The organism is Sinomonas mesophila, from assembly GCF_001999765.1.
In the GTDB taxonomy this organism is placed as follows: Bacteria; Actinomycetota; Actinomycetes; order Actinomycetales; family Micrococcaceae; genus Sinomonas; species Sinomonas mesophila.
Genome location: NZ_MTIC01000003.1, coordinates 277,962 through 294,336 on the forward strand (window position 1 = coordinate 277,962; position 16,375 = coordinate 294,336).

Here is a 16,375-nt window from a genome sequence, read left to right on the forward strand (position 1 = left end):
TGTGAAAAGATTCACGAAGCCGCCCAAAGCAAAGGGGCCTTGTGGGGGCCCCGCGGTCAACTGCCTTAAAGGTTGTCACGTTAACTGTTTGTAAACAAGGGTCCTGAGCAAGGATTCCGGCCTCCGGCGGGAGGTATGCGTCACACGTGTGGTCCGGGTCTCACGTACCACGCGGACGGCGGCGGGGACGCTCGGGTAGGGTGCCCGTGTGCCCACCGATGCAGTCTCCCGCCCGCCGCGGCCCTGGACCCTGACCGCGCTCGTCGCGATCGTCCTCGCCGAGGCGCTCGTTCTCCTCGGTTTCGCCGTGTTCTACGCAGTCGGCCTCCTCGGCGGCCAGGCGAGGGTCTCCCCGGGCGGGGCGCTCTTCACGCTGGTCCTTCTCGCCGCGTTCGGCGCGTGGCTCGCCGCGGTCGCCGTCTTCCTGTGGCGCGGTCGTCGCTGGACCCGGGCCGCGGCCCTCATCGCGCAGCTGTTCGCCCTGGTCATCGGCGTTCCGACGCTCTCCTCAGGGTTCGTCGTCTACGGCCTGCTCATCCTCGTCCCGGCCATCGCCGCGTGCTTCCTCCTCTTCGAGCGCAGGGTCCTGCTCTTCACGCAGCCGCCGTCGGGAGGACATCGCGGCTGAGCTGCTCCGCCCCGCCCTACGGCGGCGCCTCCGTCGCTGCCCGGTGGCCGAGCTGGACGTCGACGCCGTGGCCGTCTACGACCGCCACCGCCCTGCCGGGCGGCACGCGGCCCGGAACGGCGATCCGCACGCCGAACACGTCGCCGTCGCCCGGCGCACGGGGCGCGAGCAGGATTCCTGTCCCGCTCGAGCGCGCCGTGAGGGCGAGCGGGCAGCGGGCGTAGAGGTTCGCGCTGTAGCCGGAGGTCGCGACGACGGCGCATCCCGCCTCGAGGAGCCTGGCTGCGAGCCGCTGCTCGTCCGGGGCCAGCCCGTCGGCGTCGTCGACGAGGACCACCGGGCGTGGATCTCCGGGCGGCGCCGTTTCGGCGGCCTCGAGGATCCGCTCCCACAGGCGCAGCCTCCCGTCCCGCCCGGCGGACGCAAAGGCGAGCTGCGGGTTCATGGCCGGGAGCGCGTCGAGGAACGAAGTCTTGCCCGAGCCGGGGCCACCGAGGGCGAGGAGCACGTCGCCCGGCCCGAGGGCGAGGCCGAGTGGAGTGCCCTCGTCCCCGGCCACGCCCACGAGCAGCCGCAGCCGGCCGCCCGCCCCGCCGCCCGCGACTGACGCTCTCGACCCGGCCGCGGCGACGTCGTGGGCCCATGCGAGGTGGGGGAGAGGATCGACGCGGAAGGGGCGGGGTTCGCCGCCGCCATCGTCCTCGCCCTGAACGGGCACGGGGCCCTCGAGCGCGCAGCACTGCACGGCGTACGCCCCGGAGCCGAAGAGGGAGCCCGGACCGAATGCGGTGCCCGCGCCGGCCATCGACACGGCGCCGGCCATCGACACCGCGCCGGCCACGCTGCCCGCCTCCACGATCGTGCCCCATGCCGCGGCCCGCCCCGCCACCGAGGGCATCGCCGGGAGCCCGGGCCAGGAAAGGCGTGCCTCGTCCGCCGCGCCATGCGGGAAGTACAGGCGCGACGGCATGCCGGTGAACGCCCGGGAGGCCACGAGCTCGCGCTCCCCGGCCGCCACGAGCACGAGCCCCGCCGCCGGGCCGTCCCGCACGAGATCGTTGAGGGTCTCCTCGGCCCACGCGGAGGGGCTCCGGCGCAGGGCGGAGATCCAGCTGCCCCAGCCTGAGACAGCGAGGATCAGCGGCGTCCCGCCGCGGTCGTCGAGCCGCGCCGAGCACTCCTCCGCGAGCCGGGCGATGACCCGGGCAGCCCGGCGTACGTCGGCCACGCCGACGTGCGCACCGATCCTCGCATGGCCTCGCAGGCCCGACAGCGCCCCGTCGGCGTCGAGCACGTAGAGGTGCCGGACCGCCGCCGAGGAGGCCAACTGGCCCGTCACTGCCGCGAGGGCGGCGGAGGTGCCCGCTGTCGGCGGGCCGACCAGCGCGAGATGGCCGTGTTCGGAGGGGCTCCACGTGAGAGGGGCCGTGCGCTGCTCGTGGGGGAGGTCGACGGCGCCCAGCAGCACCGCCCGGCCCCGAGCCGACCACGGCTGATCGCCTCCGACCGCGGCGGGCAGGCCGGGGAACCCGTCGGCGGTCGCCCGGACCTCGCCTCCGGGACCCGTGGCGTCGAGCCGGAGTGCGATCCGCTCGGGCAGAGGGGGAGCCACGGGCCGCCGGATGGATCCCGCGCCGAGCCGCTCCCACGCTGCCCGTGCGGCCTCCACGAGGGGACGCGCCGCCTCGGCGGGGGAGGTCTCCGGCTGGGCGGCGCCTCGGCCTCTGCCGCCCGCGAGCCAGGCTTCGGCCTCGAACACCCGGATGGACCGGTCGCGCGTGCGTGCTCCTCCGAGGCCGAGGCACGCTGCCTGGAACTCGAGGGCCTCGCCGCCCCCGACGCTGAGGTAGGCGCGTCCGGGGAGCCTGACGGGGATCCGGCCGGCAGCCGGGCTGCCGATGACATCGGATGACTCGGCCTCGCTCTGGAGGCGCAGGGCCAGGCACGTCGTGACGTTGGCACGGATGTCCGCCGAGATCGCGCCCTGGGGGCGCTGGGTTGCCATGACCAGGTGCATGCCGAGGGACCGGCCGACCGTGGCCACGCGCATCAGCTCTCCGAGCGCGGCAGGCGCCTCCTCGACGAGCATGCGGAACTCGTCCACGACAAGCACCAGACGCGGGAGCCCAGTGCCGCCCCGCCGTACGTAGTCGGCGATGTCCACTGCCCGGGAGGCGGCCAGGAGCCGCTCGCGCCGCTTGAGCTCGGCCCGCAGCGACGCGAGCGTCCGCTCCATTCCGCCGGTAGCGAGGTCGGTCACGAGCCCCACGCAGTGCGGCAGCCCGGCGAGGGGATCGAGGCCCGATCCGCCCTTGAAGTCCACGAAGAGGAAGGTGAGCCGCTCGGGGGAGGCCAGCGCAGCGGCTCCGGCCACGAGGCTGCGGAGCAGCTCGGACTTGCCCGAGCCCGTGGTCCCGGCGACGAGGAGGTGGGGTCCGTCCGCGACGAGGTCCAGAACGACGGGCCCCGCGGCCGAAAGGCCCAGCGGCACGCGGAGGGCGTCCGCCGGGGCGGGAGCGGCCCACGCGGCGGTGAGCGCCTCGGCCCCGAGGCTGGCGACCTCGTCGAGGCCGCAGTGCTCGGGCACGCGCCCGGCACGGCGGACGCCTCCGCGCATGCCCGTGCGGCGCGCCGCGGCGTCGAAGACCGGCGCCGGCAGGAGGTCCGGCACGAACTCCTGCGGCACGCCGCCCGCGACGAGGTGCGCCCGGCCGGTGCCGAGCCAGACCTCGGCGTCCGGGGCGGGGCCGACGAGCGTCTCGGGCCCGACCACCGCCCATCCTCGCCCGCCCGCGGCGGCGCAGGCTGCGAGGGCTCCCGGAGGGGACCCTGGCAGGACCACGACGACGACGCGGTCTGAGGCGGGCCTCGCGGCATCGAGGGCCCCCGGGTCAGGGGCCTCGGCGTCCGAGAGGATCCGCGTGCGCGGCAGGAAGCGCGCCGCGAGCCGCGTGCTCGGCGTGCCGCCCGCCACGAGGGCCACCACGCCGTCGGCCGCGGGGAGGGCGGCCAGCTGCAGGAGGATCCAGCGCAGGAAGGCCTCGACCGGGGCGTCGCCGCCGTGCACGGCGAGCCGGCCGCGCACGGGCAGGGTCAGCGGCGCGGCCTCGAGCGCGGGGGGCTCGACGCCAGCGTCGGCGGGCTCGACAGTGATGTTCGCCGGCTGGCGCGCCGTCCCGAGGCGGACGTGCACGGGTCCCTCGGGGTTCGCGCCCCCCGTGCCGCCCGGGAGGGCGGCCACCGCCCCGTCCGTTCTGCACAGCACCCCTGCGTCGGGCGCGGCGCGGCGGCGGCGCGCGTCGTCGTCGTGCGCCGCCGCAGCCAGACGACGCTCGAACTCCCGGCGGGCGGATCGGCCCTCCGCGAGCGGGATGAGCAGCGAGACGGCCGAGACGGCCGTGAACGCGAGGAACATCCACATGCCTGTCGCGGCGGCCATGCCCACGCCGAGCAGGACCGGCAGGATCGCCATCGTGATGATCGCCGCCCTGCGCTGCGGAGGGTCGCTCCGGACGACGCGCAGGGGCTCTGGTGCAGGCGCGCCCGCCAGCGGGTCGAGCGGCGGGGGCTCGGCCGTGAAGGCTAGGGTGCAGGCCGTCGCCCCCATCTGGATCCGCTGCCCGGCGGCAACGCGTACGCTCCCGCGCACGCGGCGCCCGTCCAGCCAGGTGCCGTTCGTGCTCCCGGCGTCGCGGAGCACGACGCCGGTGTCCCCCACCTCGATCGCAGCGTGCTCGCGCGAGAGCTCGGGGTCCGCGAGGACCGCCTGGGCACCTGGTCCGGGGGAGCCGCCGCGCCCGAGCCGCACCGTCCCCCGGGGCAGCGGCACGACGGTCCCTGCCGCTGGACCCGCGTGAACGACGAGGGCGAGAGGAGCGGCGGCCCGCTGCTCCTTAGGCGGGTCCGTGGGTGCGCCCGCCACGAGCACGGCCCCGCTGCGCAGCGGGGCCAGGCCCGCGGCGAGGCGCTCGAGCGGGATCCCCTCGACCGAGATGTGCGAAGCCCCATGGGTGCGGAGGAGCTGCGCCGCGATCTGGGCCCCCGACGCTTCGTCGGGCATCTCGAGGACGAGCTCGTGGCGGATGCCCCCGCCGAGCGCGCCGCTGACGGTGGGCGTGACGAGCGTGCAGTGCAGTTCCATGGGTCCCCCTCGCCTCGCTCCAAGGCTAGGTACGCAGGACAGCGTCCCGGGACAGGATTCCGGGTTCTGTGGATAACGCAACGGTGGTCCCGGGCAGGGGCACGGGGAGCGGTCCGGTAGTCTTGGACCGCAGGAAGGCCCCTGCCATCGCAGAGGCATGCCCCGAAACAGGAGAGTTTGTGGACGCTGATCTCGTCGTCGTCGGATCCGGATTCTTCGGCCTCACCGTGGCCGAACGCGCTGCCAAGGAGCTGGGCCTCAAGGTCGCGGTGATCGACCGCCGCCACCACATCGGCGGCAACGCCTACAGCGAGACCGATGCCGCAACGGGCATCGAGGTCCACCGTTACGGCGCGCACCTCTTCCACACCTCGAACGAGAAGGTCTGGGAGTACGTCAACCGCTTCACGACCTTCACCAACTACGTGCACCGCGTCTACGGCGTGCACAAGGGCGAGGTCTTCCCCCTGCCGATCAACCTCGGCACGATCAACCAGTTCTTCCGCGCCAACTACAGCCCCGCCGAGGCCAAGGCCCTCATCGAGGAGCAGGCGGGCGAGCTTGCCGGGACCGACCCGCAGAACCTCAACGACAAGGGCATCCAGCTCATCGGCCGCCCGCTCTACGAGGCGTTCATCAAGCACTACACGGGCAAGCAGTGGCAGACCGATCCGAAGGACCTGCCCGCCGGGATCATCTCCCGCCTCCCCGTGCGCTACACCTACGACAACCGCTACTTCAACGACACCTACGAGGGCCTCCCGACCGACGGGTACACCGCGTGGATCGAGCGCATGGCGGACCACCCGAACATCACGGTGAAGCTGTCCACTGACTTCTTCGACTCGTCCCAGCCGCTGAGCAAGGCCAACGTCGTCGGGAACGTACCGGTCGTCTACACCGGCGCCGTCGACCGCTACTTCGACTACACCGAGGGCGACCTCTCGTGGCGCACGATCGACTTCGAGGAGGAGATCCTCCCCGTCGGCGACTTCCAGGGCACCTCGGTCGTGAACTACAACGACGCCGACGTCCCCTACACGCGCATCATCGAGCCGCGCCACTTCCACCCCGAGCGCAACTACCAGACGGAGAAGACGCTCATCATGCGCGAGTTCTCCCGCTTCGCGGAGAAGGGCGACGAGCCGTACTACCCCGTCAACACCGAGGCGGACCGCGCCAAGCTCCTGGCCTACCGCGACCTCGCCAACGCCGAGAAGGACGTCCTGTTCGGCGGCCGTCTGGGCACGTACAAGTATCTCGACATGCACATGGCCATCGGTTCGGCCCTGAGCATGTACGAGAACAAGATCAAGCCGCACTTCCAGGGCGGCCAGTCCCTCGAGAGCGGGGGAGTGGACGCGTGACGGCCATCGACGAGGCCGCCGTCGACGAGCTGCGCGAGGCGGGCTACCTGACCCTCCAGCGGGTCGTGCTCCCGGAAGCTACCCAGGTCGACACTGCCCAGCTCTACGTGGACTCGACCATCGCAACGTCGGCGCCGCTGAGCACGATGAACGGCTCCCCGCAGAAGCGGCGGGAGAGGCAGCAGCTCGTCGCCACATCCGTCGCGGCATCCATCGCCCATGTCGAGGACTTCCTGTCCAGGACGTCGATGCGGGTCCGCCCAGGGGCAAGGCTCTCCTTCGGCACCTATTTCAATGCCTTCCCGGCCAGCTACTGGCGCCGCTGGACCCACGTGGATGCCGTCCGGCTCAGCATCAAGACCACCGGAACGGGCTCGGTGCTGGTCTACAAGTCCAACGCGCGCGGATCCCTCCAGCGTGTGGCGTCGTCGCGGGTCCACGGAACGCACATCTCCACGTTCGAGCTGACCCTCGATCCCTTCGGCGACGGCGGCTGGTACTGGTTCGACCTCGTGGCCGGCTCCGAGGGCCTCGTGCTGGAGGCCGCAGAGTGGCAGACGAAGACGGACACGACGATCTCCACCTCTGTCACCCTCGAGATCACCACGCTCAACAAGACGGACTTCTGCGTCCAGAACCTCAGGACCCTCGCCAGCGCGCCTGAGACCCTGGCGCACGTCCGCGAGGTGGTGATCGTCGACCAGGGCACCTCGAAGGTGGCCGATGCCGAGGGCTTCGCCGAGGCCGAGGCCGCCCTGGGCGGCAAGCTGCGGATCATCAACCAGGACAACCTCGGAGGCTCGGGCGGCTTCGCCCGAGGCATGTTCGAGGCCGTGGAGAACGGCAGCGACTACGCGCTCCTGCTGGATGACGACGTCATGATCGAGCCCGAGAGCATCAACCGCGTCGTGACGTTCGCCGAGCTGTGCAAGAAGCCGACGATCGTCGGCGGGCACATGTTCGACCTCTACAACCGGACCGTCCTCCACACCTTCGGCGAGGTGGTGAACCCGTACCGGATCCAGCCCGCCCTCCCGAACGACGACGCCATCCTCGGGCATGACTTCGCGCTCTCCAACCTCCGGCAGACGCCTTGGCTCCACCGGCGCACGGACGTGGACTACAACGGCTGGTGGATGTGCCTCATCCCGACGGCCGTGATCCGGGAAATCGGCCTGTCCCTGCCGGTGTTCATCAAGTGGGACGACGCCGAGTACGGGCTCAGGGCCCGTGACCACGGCTTCCCCACCGTGTCGATGCCCGGTGCCGCGGTCTGGCACGTCTCGTGGATCGACAAGGACGACCTGGTCGGATGGCAGGCATACTTCCACACCCGCAATCGCCTGATCACCGCGCTGCTTCACAGTCCCTACGAGCTCGGCGGGCGAGTGGTCCGCGAGTCGTTCCAGCTGGACGTCAAGCACCTGATCTCGATGCAGTACTACACGGCCCGGGGACGCGTTATGGCCCTGCACGACCTCCTGCAGGGACCCGCCCACCTCCATGACCTCCTGCCGGCCAAGCTTCCGGAGATCCGGTCGATGGCCAAGGACTTCTCCGACTCCACGTTCAAGCCGGAGCCGGAGGACTTCCCGAGCCCCAAGATGGACAAGCCCCCTCGGAAGGGTCAGGGCTTCCAGTCTCCCGGCTATGTCCGGCTGCTGCCCTGGACGGCCAAGACCGTGGCCCGACAGCTCCTCAAGCCGGTCAAGCCTGTCAGCAAGGAACGTCCCCAGGCGCTGATTCCGCACCAGGACAACCGCTGGTGGCGGATGTCGCAGTACGACAGTGCCCTGGTCTCCAACGCTGAGGGCACTGGCGTCAGCTGGTACCAGCGTGACCCGCAGACCCTCCGCGAGACACTCGCAGAAGCGGGAAGGCTGCACGGGCAGATCCTGCGCCACTGGAACCGCCTCCGGGCCGAGTACCGGGAGGCGCTCCCCGAGATCACCTCGATCGAGGCCTGGCGGAAGACCTTCGAGCAGCACTCGGACCTGGGGAAGACGTCGTCTTGACCGTCGGAGCGCTGGTCCAGCCGGGGAAGGGCCGGGGCCTTCGCGACGTGATGGCCTCCCGGTTCCTGCTCAAGCTGCTGGTCGACAAGGAGATCAAGGTCCGGTACCGGGGGTCGGTGCTCGGCCTCGTCTGGTCATACTTCAAGCCCGGTCTGCAGTTCGTGGTCTTCTACATCGCACTCGGCGTGTTCCTCGGGCTGGAGAAGGGGCCCCGCAACCCGTCGGGCCTGTCGAACTATGCGATCTATCTGTTCTCCGGGATCGTGCTGATCAACTTCTTCTCCGAGGCCCTCGGCAACGCCGCGCGGTCGATCGTCAACAACGGCAGCCTCATCAAGAAGATCTACCTGCCCCGGGAGCTCTTCCCGGTCGCGTCGGTGTGGGTCTCCGGGGTGCACCTTGTGCCCCAGCTCGTGATCCTCCTGGCGGCCTGCCTGATTGTCGGGTGGCGTCCGGACGTCATGCAGCTTGTCGCCGCCCTCTCGGGCTTCGTCATCGTGGCGCTGCTGGCCCTCGGCCTGGGGCTGCTGTTCGGCGCGGCCAACGTCTACTTCCGCGACGCCGAGAACTTCGTCGACATGCTCCTGATGATCGCCACGTGGGCTTCCCCTGTCATGTACTCGTGGCAGATGGTGCGCGAGCGGATGGGGGAGACGTTCTACTTCTTCTACCAGATGAACCCGATCAGCGTCGGGGTCGAGGCATTCCACTATGCCTTCTGGCTCCCGACCACTGACGGATCGTCGGCTGTGCCCGATCAACTGCTGACCCTCTGGGTCCCCATCGGGCTCGCCGTCTCGCTCGCCGTCGTCATTGTCGGCCAGCTGACCTTCAGCCGGCTCGAGGGCCGGTTCGCCCAGGAGCTCTGAATGTCCGTCGCCGTTGAAATCCGCGGAATCACCAAGAAGTTCGTGCTGCGCCACTCGCGTTCGATCAAGGAAGCCATCGTTTGGCTCGTCAAGGGGCGCAAAGGGGAGCTGACCGAGACCTTCGATGCGCTCAAGGACGTCAACCTGACGATCAGACAGGGTGAGACGGTAGCGCTCCTCGGCTTCAACGGCTCCGGAAAGTCCACCCTGCTGAAGCACATCTCTGGCGTCATGCTTCCGGACGAAGGCGTGGTGCTCACGAGAGGCCGCGTTGCCGGCCTCATCGAAGTCGGCGCCGGGTTCCACCACGACCTGACCGGGCGCGACAACGTCTACCTCAACGGGGCGATCCTCGGCATGGACGAGCAGCAGATCAAGGAGCGCTTCGACGACATCGTCGCCTTCTCCGAAATCGGGCAGTTCATCGACACCGAGGTGAAGTTCTACTCCTCGGGCATGTACCTGAGGCTGGCCTTCTCGGTTGCCGTCCACACGGACCCCGAAGTTTTCCTCGTGGACGAGATCCTTGCCGTGGGTGACGAGCCCTTCCAACGCAAATGCCTGGAGAAGATCCATGACCTCGCGGCCCAGGGCAAGACCCTCGTGGTCGTCAGCCATGACCTCGACCTTGTCTCCCGGGTCTGCGACAGGGGCGTGGTCCTCGAGCACGGACGCGTCATCTTCGACGGTCCGATCTCCGAGGCCGTGGCGGTGCAGCGGGCCCGGTAGGTGCCGCGCGCGTCGCCTTCCGGCGGATTGAACCCCGTCTGAGAAGGACGGCGTGGCCCCCCGCCGGCGGCGGGGGGCCACGCTCCGGTCTAGCGGCAGGCCGTGATCTCGTACAGCCGTGCCTCGGGGCCTTCCTCGTCGAGCAGTTCCAGCCCGGGGTTCCGATCCAGATCCTTGAGGCCACTCGGCTGGTGCGCCCCGCCGTGGACTTCCCGGGTTCCGAAGTCAAGGACGTAGAACGCGTTGAGCGAACGCACGGCCTCGCACACGGCTGGGTCGGTGTTCACCGCGTCCAGATGGTCGTAGATCTCGGACAATTTCGGCGGCACAGGGCTGAGGATATGGAGCTGGACGTTCTCGCGGTCGCCCAGCGCATAGGACAGGGGGCTGCCGTTGTAGGTGTTGCCCACGATCTTCGCGCCGTCGGGAACCTCTGCGCTCAGCCGGCGCAGCAGCTGGTACTCGTCAGAGCTGACCAAGGGCGCGTCATCCGTCAGCGCGTACGTGGTCTTGCCCGCATCGACAGCAGCCCCCACGTTGGAGCGCTGCGTGGCTCCGGTGAGCAACAGCAGCAGCACGATCAGCCCGATGGCCTGGACGCGGCCGCCGGACGCGAGGAGATCCAGCTTGGGGGTTCGGTTCCATCGGCGCGCCTTGTCTCCGATCCATCGGACAGAAGCGTCGAGGCCTGCGGGGACGAGGAGGAGAGCTCCGAGGGGAAGCAATGCGGCGATGCGGTAGCTGTCGTTGTACCAGACGCCGGTGAGGATCGATCGGAAGTCTCCCCGGGGGAAGCCTGCGACAACGACGTACAAGGCCGCGAGCAGGGCGAAGATCAGGAGATAGGTCCTCGGATACCGGCCCAGGAAGCAGCTGACCGCCCCGAGAACCAGCAGGAGGCCCAGAACCCACGCTGACGGGAGGTTGAGAGGGGCCAGCATGACGGCCTCGCCGACGGCCTGGGCCGAGGTGCTGTAGGGGCCCCAGAACGCCGCCGCCGGGTCCGGGCGAAGGGCCCGCCACGTGACGGCGAGGACCACAGCCACGATGAGCGCCTCTGCCAACAGGATCATGGCCGGCCGGAGGCGATGGCCGCTTGAGGCCCTCAGGACCTGCACGCGCCGGAGGACATGGGGGAGCCATACGGCGAAGCCGCAGGCAAGCGCCACGACGAAGACCGATGGGTGCGCGCCCAGAACGGCTCCGGATGCCAGCAGCAGTGCGGGGACGACAGTCCAGAGCTGCTGCTTGCGCACGCTCCCCCTGACGGCCCGTGAGGCATGGATGGCCAGCGCGAGGACGATGGGCAGAAGCGAGATGGCGAAGAAGTTGGGGTACAGCACCCCGAAGTCCATGAGCCGATAGGGGAAGGCCCCCAATCCGCACGCCACGGCCGCGGCGGCGACGGGGGCCACGGCGCTCTCGGGGAAGGCGGTTCTCGAGAGGTAGATCGCCCCGAGAGGCCAGACGACGGAGGCGATCACCAAGGTGACCACGTTGGTGGCCTCGGGAACGGAGAGCTGGAAGGTCCCGACGACCAGGCTGCCGAGGGCGTGCCATGCGGCTGGGTAGTACGGGAGGCCGGCGATCTTCCCGACGGTGAGCGAGGACGCTTGCCCGGTCTCAGTGGCGTATTTCAGTGCATTGAGATGGAAGACATTGTCGTATGTCTGCGAGATGTTCTCGGGGGAGCCGATCATGTCGCAGCTGCGCCACAGCAGCACCGCACCGGAAACGACCGCGGCGACGACAGTTGCCATGCGTATGGCAGGCACTGCCCGGTGGGCCTTCGACGACTCCAGTTCCCCGCCCAAGGTGAACCGCCGGACGAAGTACGCCGCAGCCGCCACGACTGCGGCAGCAACGAGATAGGCGATCAGGGACCAGGGAACGCCAATGAAGGGCGTGGCGGTGGAGGCCAGCACCACTGACGCCGTGGCGAATGCGGGTGCTGTCCCCCACATCGCCAGTCCACGGAACCCGAGGCACCAGCCGATGCCAGCACCGGGGATCAGCAGGGCAGCAGCGGTGGCCAGCGCAGCGGGCGCGACCGACATCCAGGTCAATACTGTTCCTCTAGCTAGGTCGAGCGGTGTCCCTCGGATGCGGACCCGCGGGCATGAGCATTCAGGCCATGTGGGGGAGACCCTTGCCGGGGGAACGGCGAATGCGTCCCGCCCGTCCTCGGGGCCATGCGGCCGGGCCTGCTGGGCAAGGTCGTCGGCGGCTCCGCTCGAGCGGTCGTCTCACCCCTGCTGATCTTATACGAGGTCCGGCTGGGCCCGGGCCCAGCCGGCTCCCGGCAGCACTCGCACGTCGATCCCGGAAGCGCCCCCGAAGGCGCGAAATGGAGGGTTTGGTAGCTTGTTGTGGAGGCCAATCAGGAGGTAACACGGTGACTGTCGCGGCGATCGTCGTTTCGTACAACCGCAAGGACCTGCTGCGGCGGTGCCTCGCATCCTTGGAGGCACAGGGCGATGTCCTGGACGAGATCATCCTGGTCGAGAATGGGTCGACTGATGGCAGCCCGGACATGGTTCGCGAGGAATTCCCTTCGGTCACCCTGTGTGAGACGGGGGCGAACCTCGGCGGTGCCGGCGGCTTTGCCTTCGGCCTCCAGCTCGCGATCGAACGCGGGCACGCTTTCGGGTGGCTCATGGACGACGACGCCGACCCCGCCCCCGGAAGCCTCGCCCGACTCGTTGAGGTGGCACAGGACAGCGAACTGCGGCCGGGCTTCATCGCCGCAAGTGTCACTGACGACACAGGAACGGCACCGAACCCCGGGCATCCCGCCATCTTCGACCCCGATGCCGAGAAGCAGGTGCGGGCTACAGCGGTGGGCGGCGTTGCGGTCACTCAGGCCACGTTCGTCGGCGTCCTCGTGGACCTTGGGCTCGCCCGGACGATGCCGCTTCCCTACGCCGACTTCTTCATTTGGCTCGACGACGCCGAGTACACCCGCCGTCTCGCCAGTCGCTCGATCGGCGTCTACGTCCCGACAAGCATCGTCCGACATCCGGCCAAGCCCGCCAGCGCCGCCAACCCCGACATGGCGGGCCGCCTGTTCTACTACGTCCGCAACCACATCTGGCTCAGCAAGCTCTATGAGGGAGCAGGGGCCTGGGAGGGCAGCGCGGTGGTCAAGGCGCTTCGCGTGATCGGCTTCGCACTCAGGATGTTCCCGGACTCCCGGTCCAAGAAGACATGGGCCTCTGCCCTCGTCCGCGGGCTGTGGGAGGGGCTGGCCCGGAACCCGCGGCCGGTCATGCCAGGCGAGTTCACCCCAACGGGGTCAATCTCCGGACGCGGCTGATTCCCGGGGCGGCCGATGGCCGCGGCTGAGACTGCCCTGGCCCTGCCTGCCTGCTGCCCTATGGGAGAGGATCTTCACCTGATAGGCGAGGACAACGACCTCCGACACCACGACTGCCCAGGCAACGCTCCATACATCGAGGAACAGTGCGGCGCCCACGATGAGCGGGACGCCTGCGACGGCCCCCATGACCGTCGAGACTGCCAGCGCCTTGGACGCATTCATCGCGACGAGGCAGGCGAGCCCGATGATCTGCGTGCAGGCGACGACGGTGAACATGAGGCCGAAGGGAAGTGCCTGCAGAAGGGACAGACGGATCTCGCCATGCGAGAGCACGTCCGCGATCCTCGGAGATGCCACGGTGATGCCCGCTCCACCCGCAAGGCCGAAGAGGGGCCCGAAGAGGGCCGCGCGACGCACGCGATGCGTGATGAACTCTGCTCCTCCTTCGGGAACCCAGCTTTGGATCGCCTGGAGAACCGGGGAGAAGGCGACAAGGCCGAATCTGAAGAGCTTGTCCCCCATGGCGTACAGCGGGGTCGACGCTGGGATGGCCGCCGAGACGGCAAGAAGTGGAAGTGAGACATACAGGCTCGTCGTGGCGGCAGTGATGACGCCATGCCGCTGTGCTGCGAGGCGTCTCCATGCTGCGCCCAGACTGAGATCGACGCGGTCCCCCGGACGGAGTCCTCGCAGGATCACGCGGCCCGAGACGCCCACGCCAACGAGCGTCATGACGGCCAGGAGTAGCAGGAAGTGTGTGAGGTCCCCCGTCTGATTGAGGACGAGGAAGCCCATGAGAACGCCGATCATCTGCGGGAGGGCGTCGAAGAAGAAGAGCCGGGCTGGCCTCGCTTCACCGATGAAGTACCAGGAGGCGCCCGCATACGGGAGCAGATAGGCGATCGACCCGGTCACGACGACGCCGGGATTCGCCGGCGAGACGACGAGCATGACCCCGATCATGACGGGAAGCGTGAAAGCGAAGAGGTAGCCGCGGGTCACGAGCGATTCGACGTAGAGCCGAGGCCTGCTGGCTGCGGGCGTGCCTGCCACTGTGGCTGCTCCAGTGGTACCCCAGCCGAAGGCCACGAGAACCCCGAAGAGGATCGCCCCAGTCTGCACGACGGCAAGTTCGCCCCACGCCTGCGCGCTGGTCCTTCCGATGATCAGCGGGACGGTCACCAAGCTGACGACGGTTGAAGCGCCGACCGTGGCCGCGAAGCTAGCGAGACGGCGGGCGAGAGCTGATCCTGCTCGTATCGACACGGCACTCCTCTTCTGGCGTCCCCCAGATTCTAGTGGACCGGGAGGACGGGTCATGGTCCTATAGACTGGCCGAACTGCCCCGCACCAAGGAGTTGCATTGTCATTTGCGGCCGTCGTCGTGTCCTACAACAGACTGGACTTCCTCAAGAAGTGTCTGACGGCACTCGAGTCCCAGACTGAGCCCCTTGACGAGATCATCGTCGTTGAGAACGGATCAACGGACGGGAGCCCGGACTACATCCGCGACAACCATCCGAACATCACCCTCTTCGAGACGGGCAAGAACCTGGGAGGGGCCGGCGGATTCGCCTGGGGCCTGGACATCGCGATGGCCAAGGGCCACGAGGCTGCTTGGCTGATGGACGACGACGCGGAGCCCGAGCTGGACGCGTTCGCCCCCCTCAAGGAGGCGTACCTGCGCATCGAGCCCAAGCCGTCTGTCCTGGCCTCCCTCGTCACGCACGGCCGCGACGTCTTCAACACGAGGAATCCTCCCGTCATCACGGCGGACGCCAAGCGGCACATGGATGCGAACGCCCTGGGCGGCGTGGCCATCGACACTGCGACGTTCGTCGGCGTCCTGGTCAACCTCGACCTTGCCCGCCAGACGCATCTTCCGTTTGTGGACTTCTTCATCTGGATCGATGACTCCGAGTACACGCACCGGCTGTCCCGCAAGGCACTGGCCATGACGGTTCCGGCCAGCATGGTCAACCATCCGGTGGCCAAGGGGACGACGGCGGACATGGGGGCCCGACTGTACTACCACATCCGCAATAGCCTGTGGTATCTGCGCGAGAAGGACGTTGACCGCAACGCCAAGCTCATCGGACTCGCTGGCCTGGCTGTTCAGACGCTCGAGCAGGCCGTCAAAGCCGAGAACAAGGCCGGATGGGTCTCAGCATCGTCTCGCGGGTGGCTTCACGGGCTCGTTCGCCGGCCCACTCGGATCATGCCCGGCGGTCTCGTCGCCACCCTGCCGGCCGAGCAGCTCAAGGCCATAGGCCTCTGAGCCAGACCGACCCGAAAGGATGAGGGCGTGGACTGCCGTGCAGTCCACGCCCTCATGTGGCACTCGGCACCCGAAGCTGGGCTCTGACGTCCTCGGGAATCCGTCCTGTCCGGCCGAGGATGCCGTCGCGCGTGCCCAGGATGAAGGCCTTGAGGAAGGTCAGCCGGTGAGGGCCGAACGTGAAGCGGATCAGGTGGAAGATCGTTTCCAAGGCCACCCGCTTCCCAATCCACGCGGGCTGGCCCAGCACGTACTTCCGGGTGAGCCTGATGCTGTTCCGTGCCATGTAGTACACGCGGAACGGGGCGTGGTAGTACACATTGAGCTCGCGCCCCGCAAGCTTCACCCTCCACCCGAGAATTGTCATCGGCCGCGCCTGCCCGAGGGTGTGGGAGAGGTCGCACCCCTCTCCGGCGATCACCCGGTACCCTCGCTGGCGCAGCCGGGCGGTGTATTCGGAGTCGACGGCATCGATGAAGAGCCCCTCATCGAGGAGCCCGGCCTCGTCGAGTGCGGCGGCGGAGATCAGGGTCCCCGACTGCATGGGATCGAAGCCCTCCCGGAAGCCATCGTGGGGCCGCATCATGTCGATCGGGAATCCGTTGTGGGATTCCGGGGTCACCGCTCCGACCCTGATCCCGGATCCGGAGGCCCGACGCGCGGTCGCGAGGGCCCTGACCACGAAGTCGCTGCCGATCTCCGAGTCCTGGTCGAGCGTCAGGAGCCAGGCAGGATCGGATGTCCGGCGGGCGTGGACGATGCCCGCGTTGAGGGCCGCGGCAATCCCCTTGTTCTCGCGCAGGCGCACGACGTCGGCAACCTCGCCCAGGGCAACGAGGACGCCCTCGTCGGGCGCTGGAGAGCCGTCGTCGACGACGACGACAGCGTCGACGTGGGGACGGAGGCGGCGCACGCGGTCGACGACACCCGGAGGCGGATTGAACAGCGACAGTACGGCAATCACCGAGTCTTGCTCGGGCAACGGTGTTCCTTCCCACGGATCCTCAGGGGTGGCATGGCCCAGTCTAT

11 protein-coding genes are annotated in these 16,375 nt (G+C 69.0%); 7 read left to right on the forward strand and 4 right to left on the reverse strand.

Going from position 1 to position 16,375, the window contains the following annotated elements; genetic code table 11:
• Positions 1-208: 208 nt before the first annotated feature.
• The gene (locus BV907_RS12620) at positions 209-628 is read left to right on the forward strand and encodes a hypothetical protein (protein WP_245827948.1); all 420 of its coding nucleotides are present in this window, start codon (positions 209-211) and stop codon (positions 626-628) included.
• A gap of 16 nt (positions 629-644) precedes the next feature.
• Here BV907_RS12620 and BV907_RS12625 read toward each other — a convergent pair whose 3' ends face one another.
• Complete coding sequence (locus tag BV907_RS12625; RefSeq protein ID WP_175637453.1) at positions 645-4,769, reverse strand: FtsK/SpoIIIE domain-containing protein; 4,125 nt, start codon at positions 4,767-4,769, stop codon at positions 645-647.
• Between the two features lie 146 nt (positions 4,770-4,915).
• Here BV907_RS12625 and glf point away from each other — a divergent pair, with 146 nt between their 5' ends.
• Genes glf through BV907_RS12645 form a run of 4 tightly spaced genes read left to right on the forward strand, consistent with a single transcriptional unit; the run spans position 4,916 to position 9,749 of the window.
• Positions 4,916-6,136, forward strand: coding sequence for a UDP-galactopyranose mutase (gene glf, locus BV907_RS12630; protein ID WP_281250871.1), 1,221 nt, complete (start codon positions 4,916-4,918; stop codon positions 6,134-6,136).
• Entirely contained in the window at positions 6,133-8,151 is a 2,019-nt protein-coding gene (locus BV907_RS12635) for a glycosyltransferase (protein ID WP_077490068.1), read from the forward strand. The genes glf and BV907_RS12635 overlap by 4 nt, the downstream gene beginning before the upstream one ends.
• 50 nt (positions 8,152-8,201) lie before the next feature.
• Positions 8,202-9,020, forward strand: coding sequence for an ABC transporter permease (locus tag BV907_RS12640; protein ID WP_077490236.1), 819 nt, complete (start codon positions 8,202-8,204; stop codon positions 9,018-9,020).
• A complete protein-coding gene (locus BV907_RS12645; protein ID WP_077490069.1) occupies positions 9,021-9,749 on the forward strand; it encodes an ABC transporter ATP-binding protein in 729 nt (242 codons plus the stop codon).
• An 89-nt stretch (positions 9,750-9,838) separates the two neighbouring features.
• On the opposite strand, the gene BV907_RS12650 is transcribed toward BV907_RS12645, so the two are convergent.
• Complete coding sequence (locus BV907_RS12650) at positions 9,839-11,806, reverse strand: DUF6541 family protein (protein ID WP_077490070.1); 1,968 nt, start codon at positions 11,804-11,806, stop codon at positions 9,839-9,841.
• A gap of 338 nt (positions 11,807-12,144) precedes the next feature.
• Here BV907_RS12650 and BV907_RS12655 point away from each other — a divergent pair, with 338 nt between their 5' ends.
• Positions 12,145-13,065 (forward strand): glycosyltransferase, encoded by a 921-nt coding sequence (locus BV907_RS12655; protein WP_175637454.1) that lies wholly within the window; start codon positions 12,145-12,147, stop codon positions 13,063-13,065.
• Here BV907_RS12655 and BV907_RS12660 read toward each other — a convergent pair.
• Positions 13,045-14,334, reverse strand: coding sequence for a hypothetical protein (locus tag BV907_RS12660; protein ID WP_077490072.1), 1,290 nt, complete (start codon positions 14,332-14,334; stop codon positions 13,045-13,047). The genes BV907_RS12655 and BV907_RS12660 overlap by 21 nt on opposite strands.
• A 97-nt stretch (positions 14,335-14,431) precedes the next feature.
• Between BV907_RS12660 and BV907_RS12665 the strand changes: the two genes are divergently transcribed.
• The gene (locus BV907_RS12665) at positions 14,432-15,346 is read left to right on the forward strand and encodes a glycosyltransferase family 2 protein (protein WP_077490073.1); all 915 of its coding nucleotides are present in this window, start codon (positions 14,432-14,434) and stop codon (positions 15,344-15,346) included.
• 52 nt (positions 15,347-15,398) lie between these two features.
• On the opposite strand, the gene BV907_RS12670 is transcribed toward BV907_RS12665, so the two are convergent.
• Positions 15,399-16,328, reverse strand: a complete 930-nt coding sequence (locus BV907_RS12670) for a glycosyltransferase (protein WP_175637455.1) — start codon at positions 16,326-16,328, stop codon at positions 15,399-15,401.
• Between the last annotated feature and the right edge of the window lie 47 nt (positions 16,329-16,375).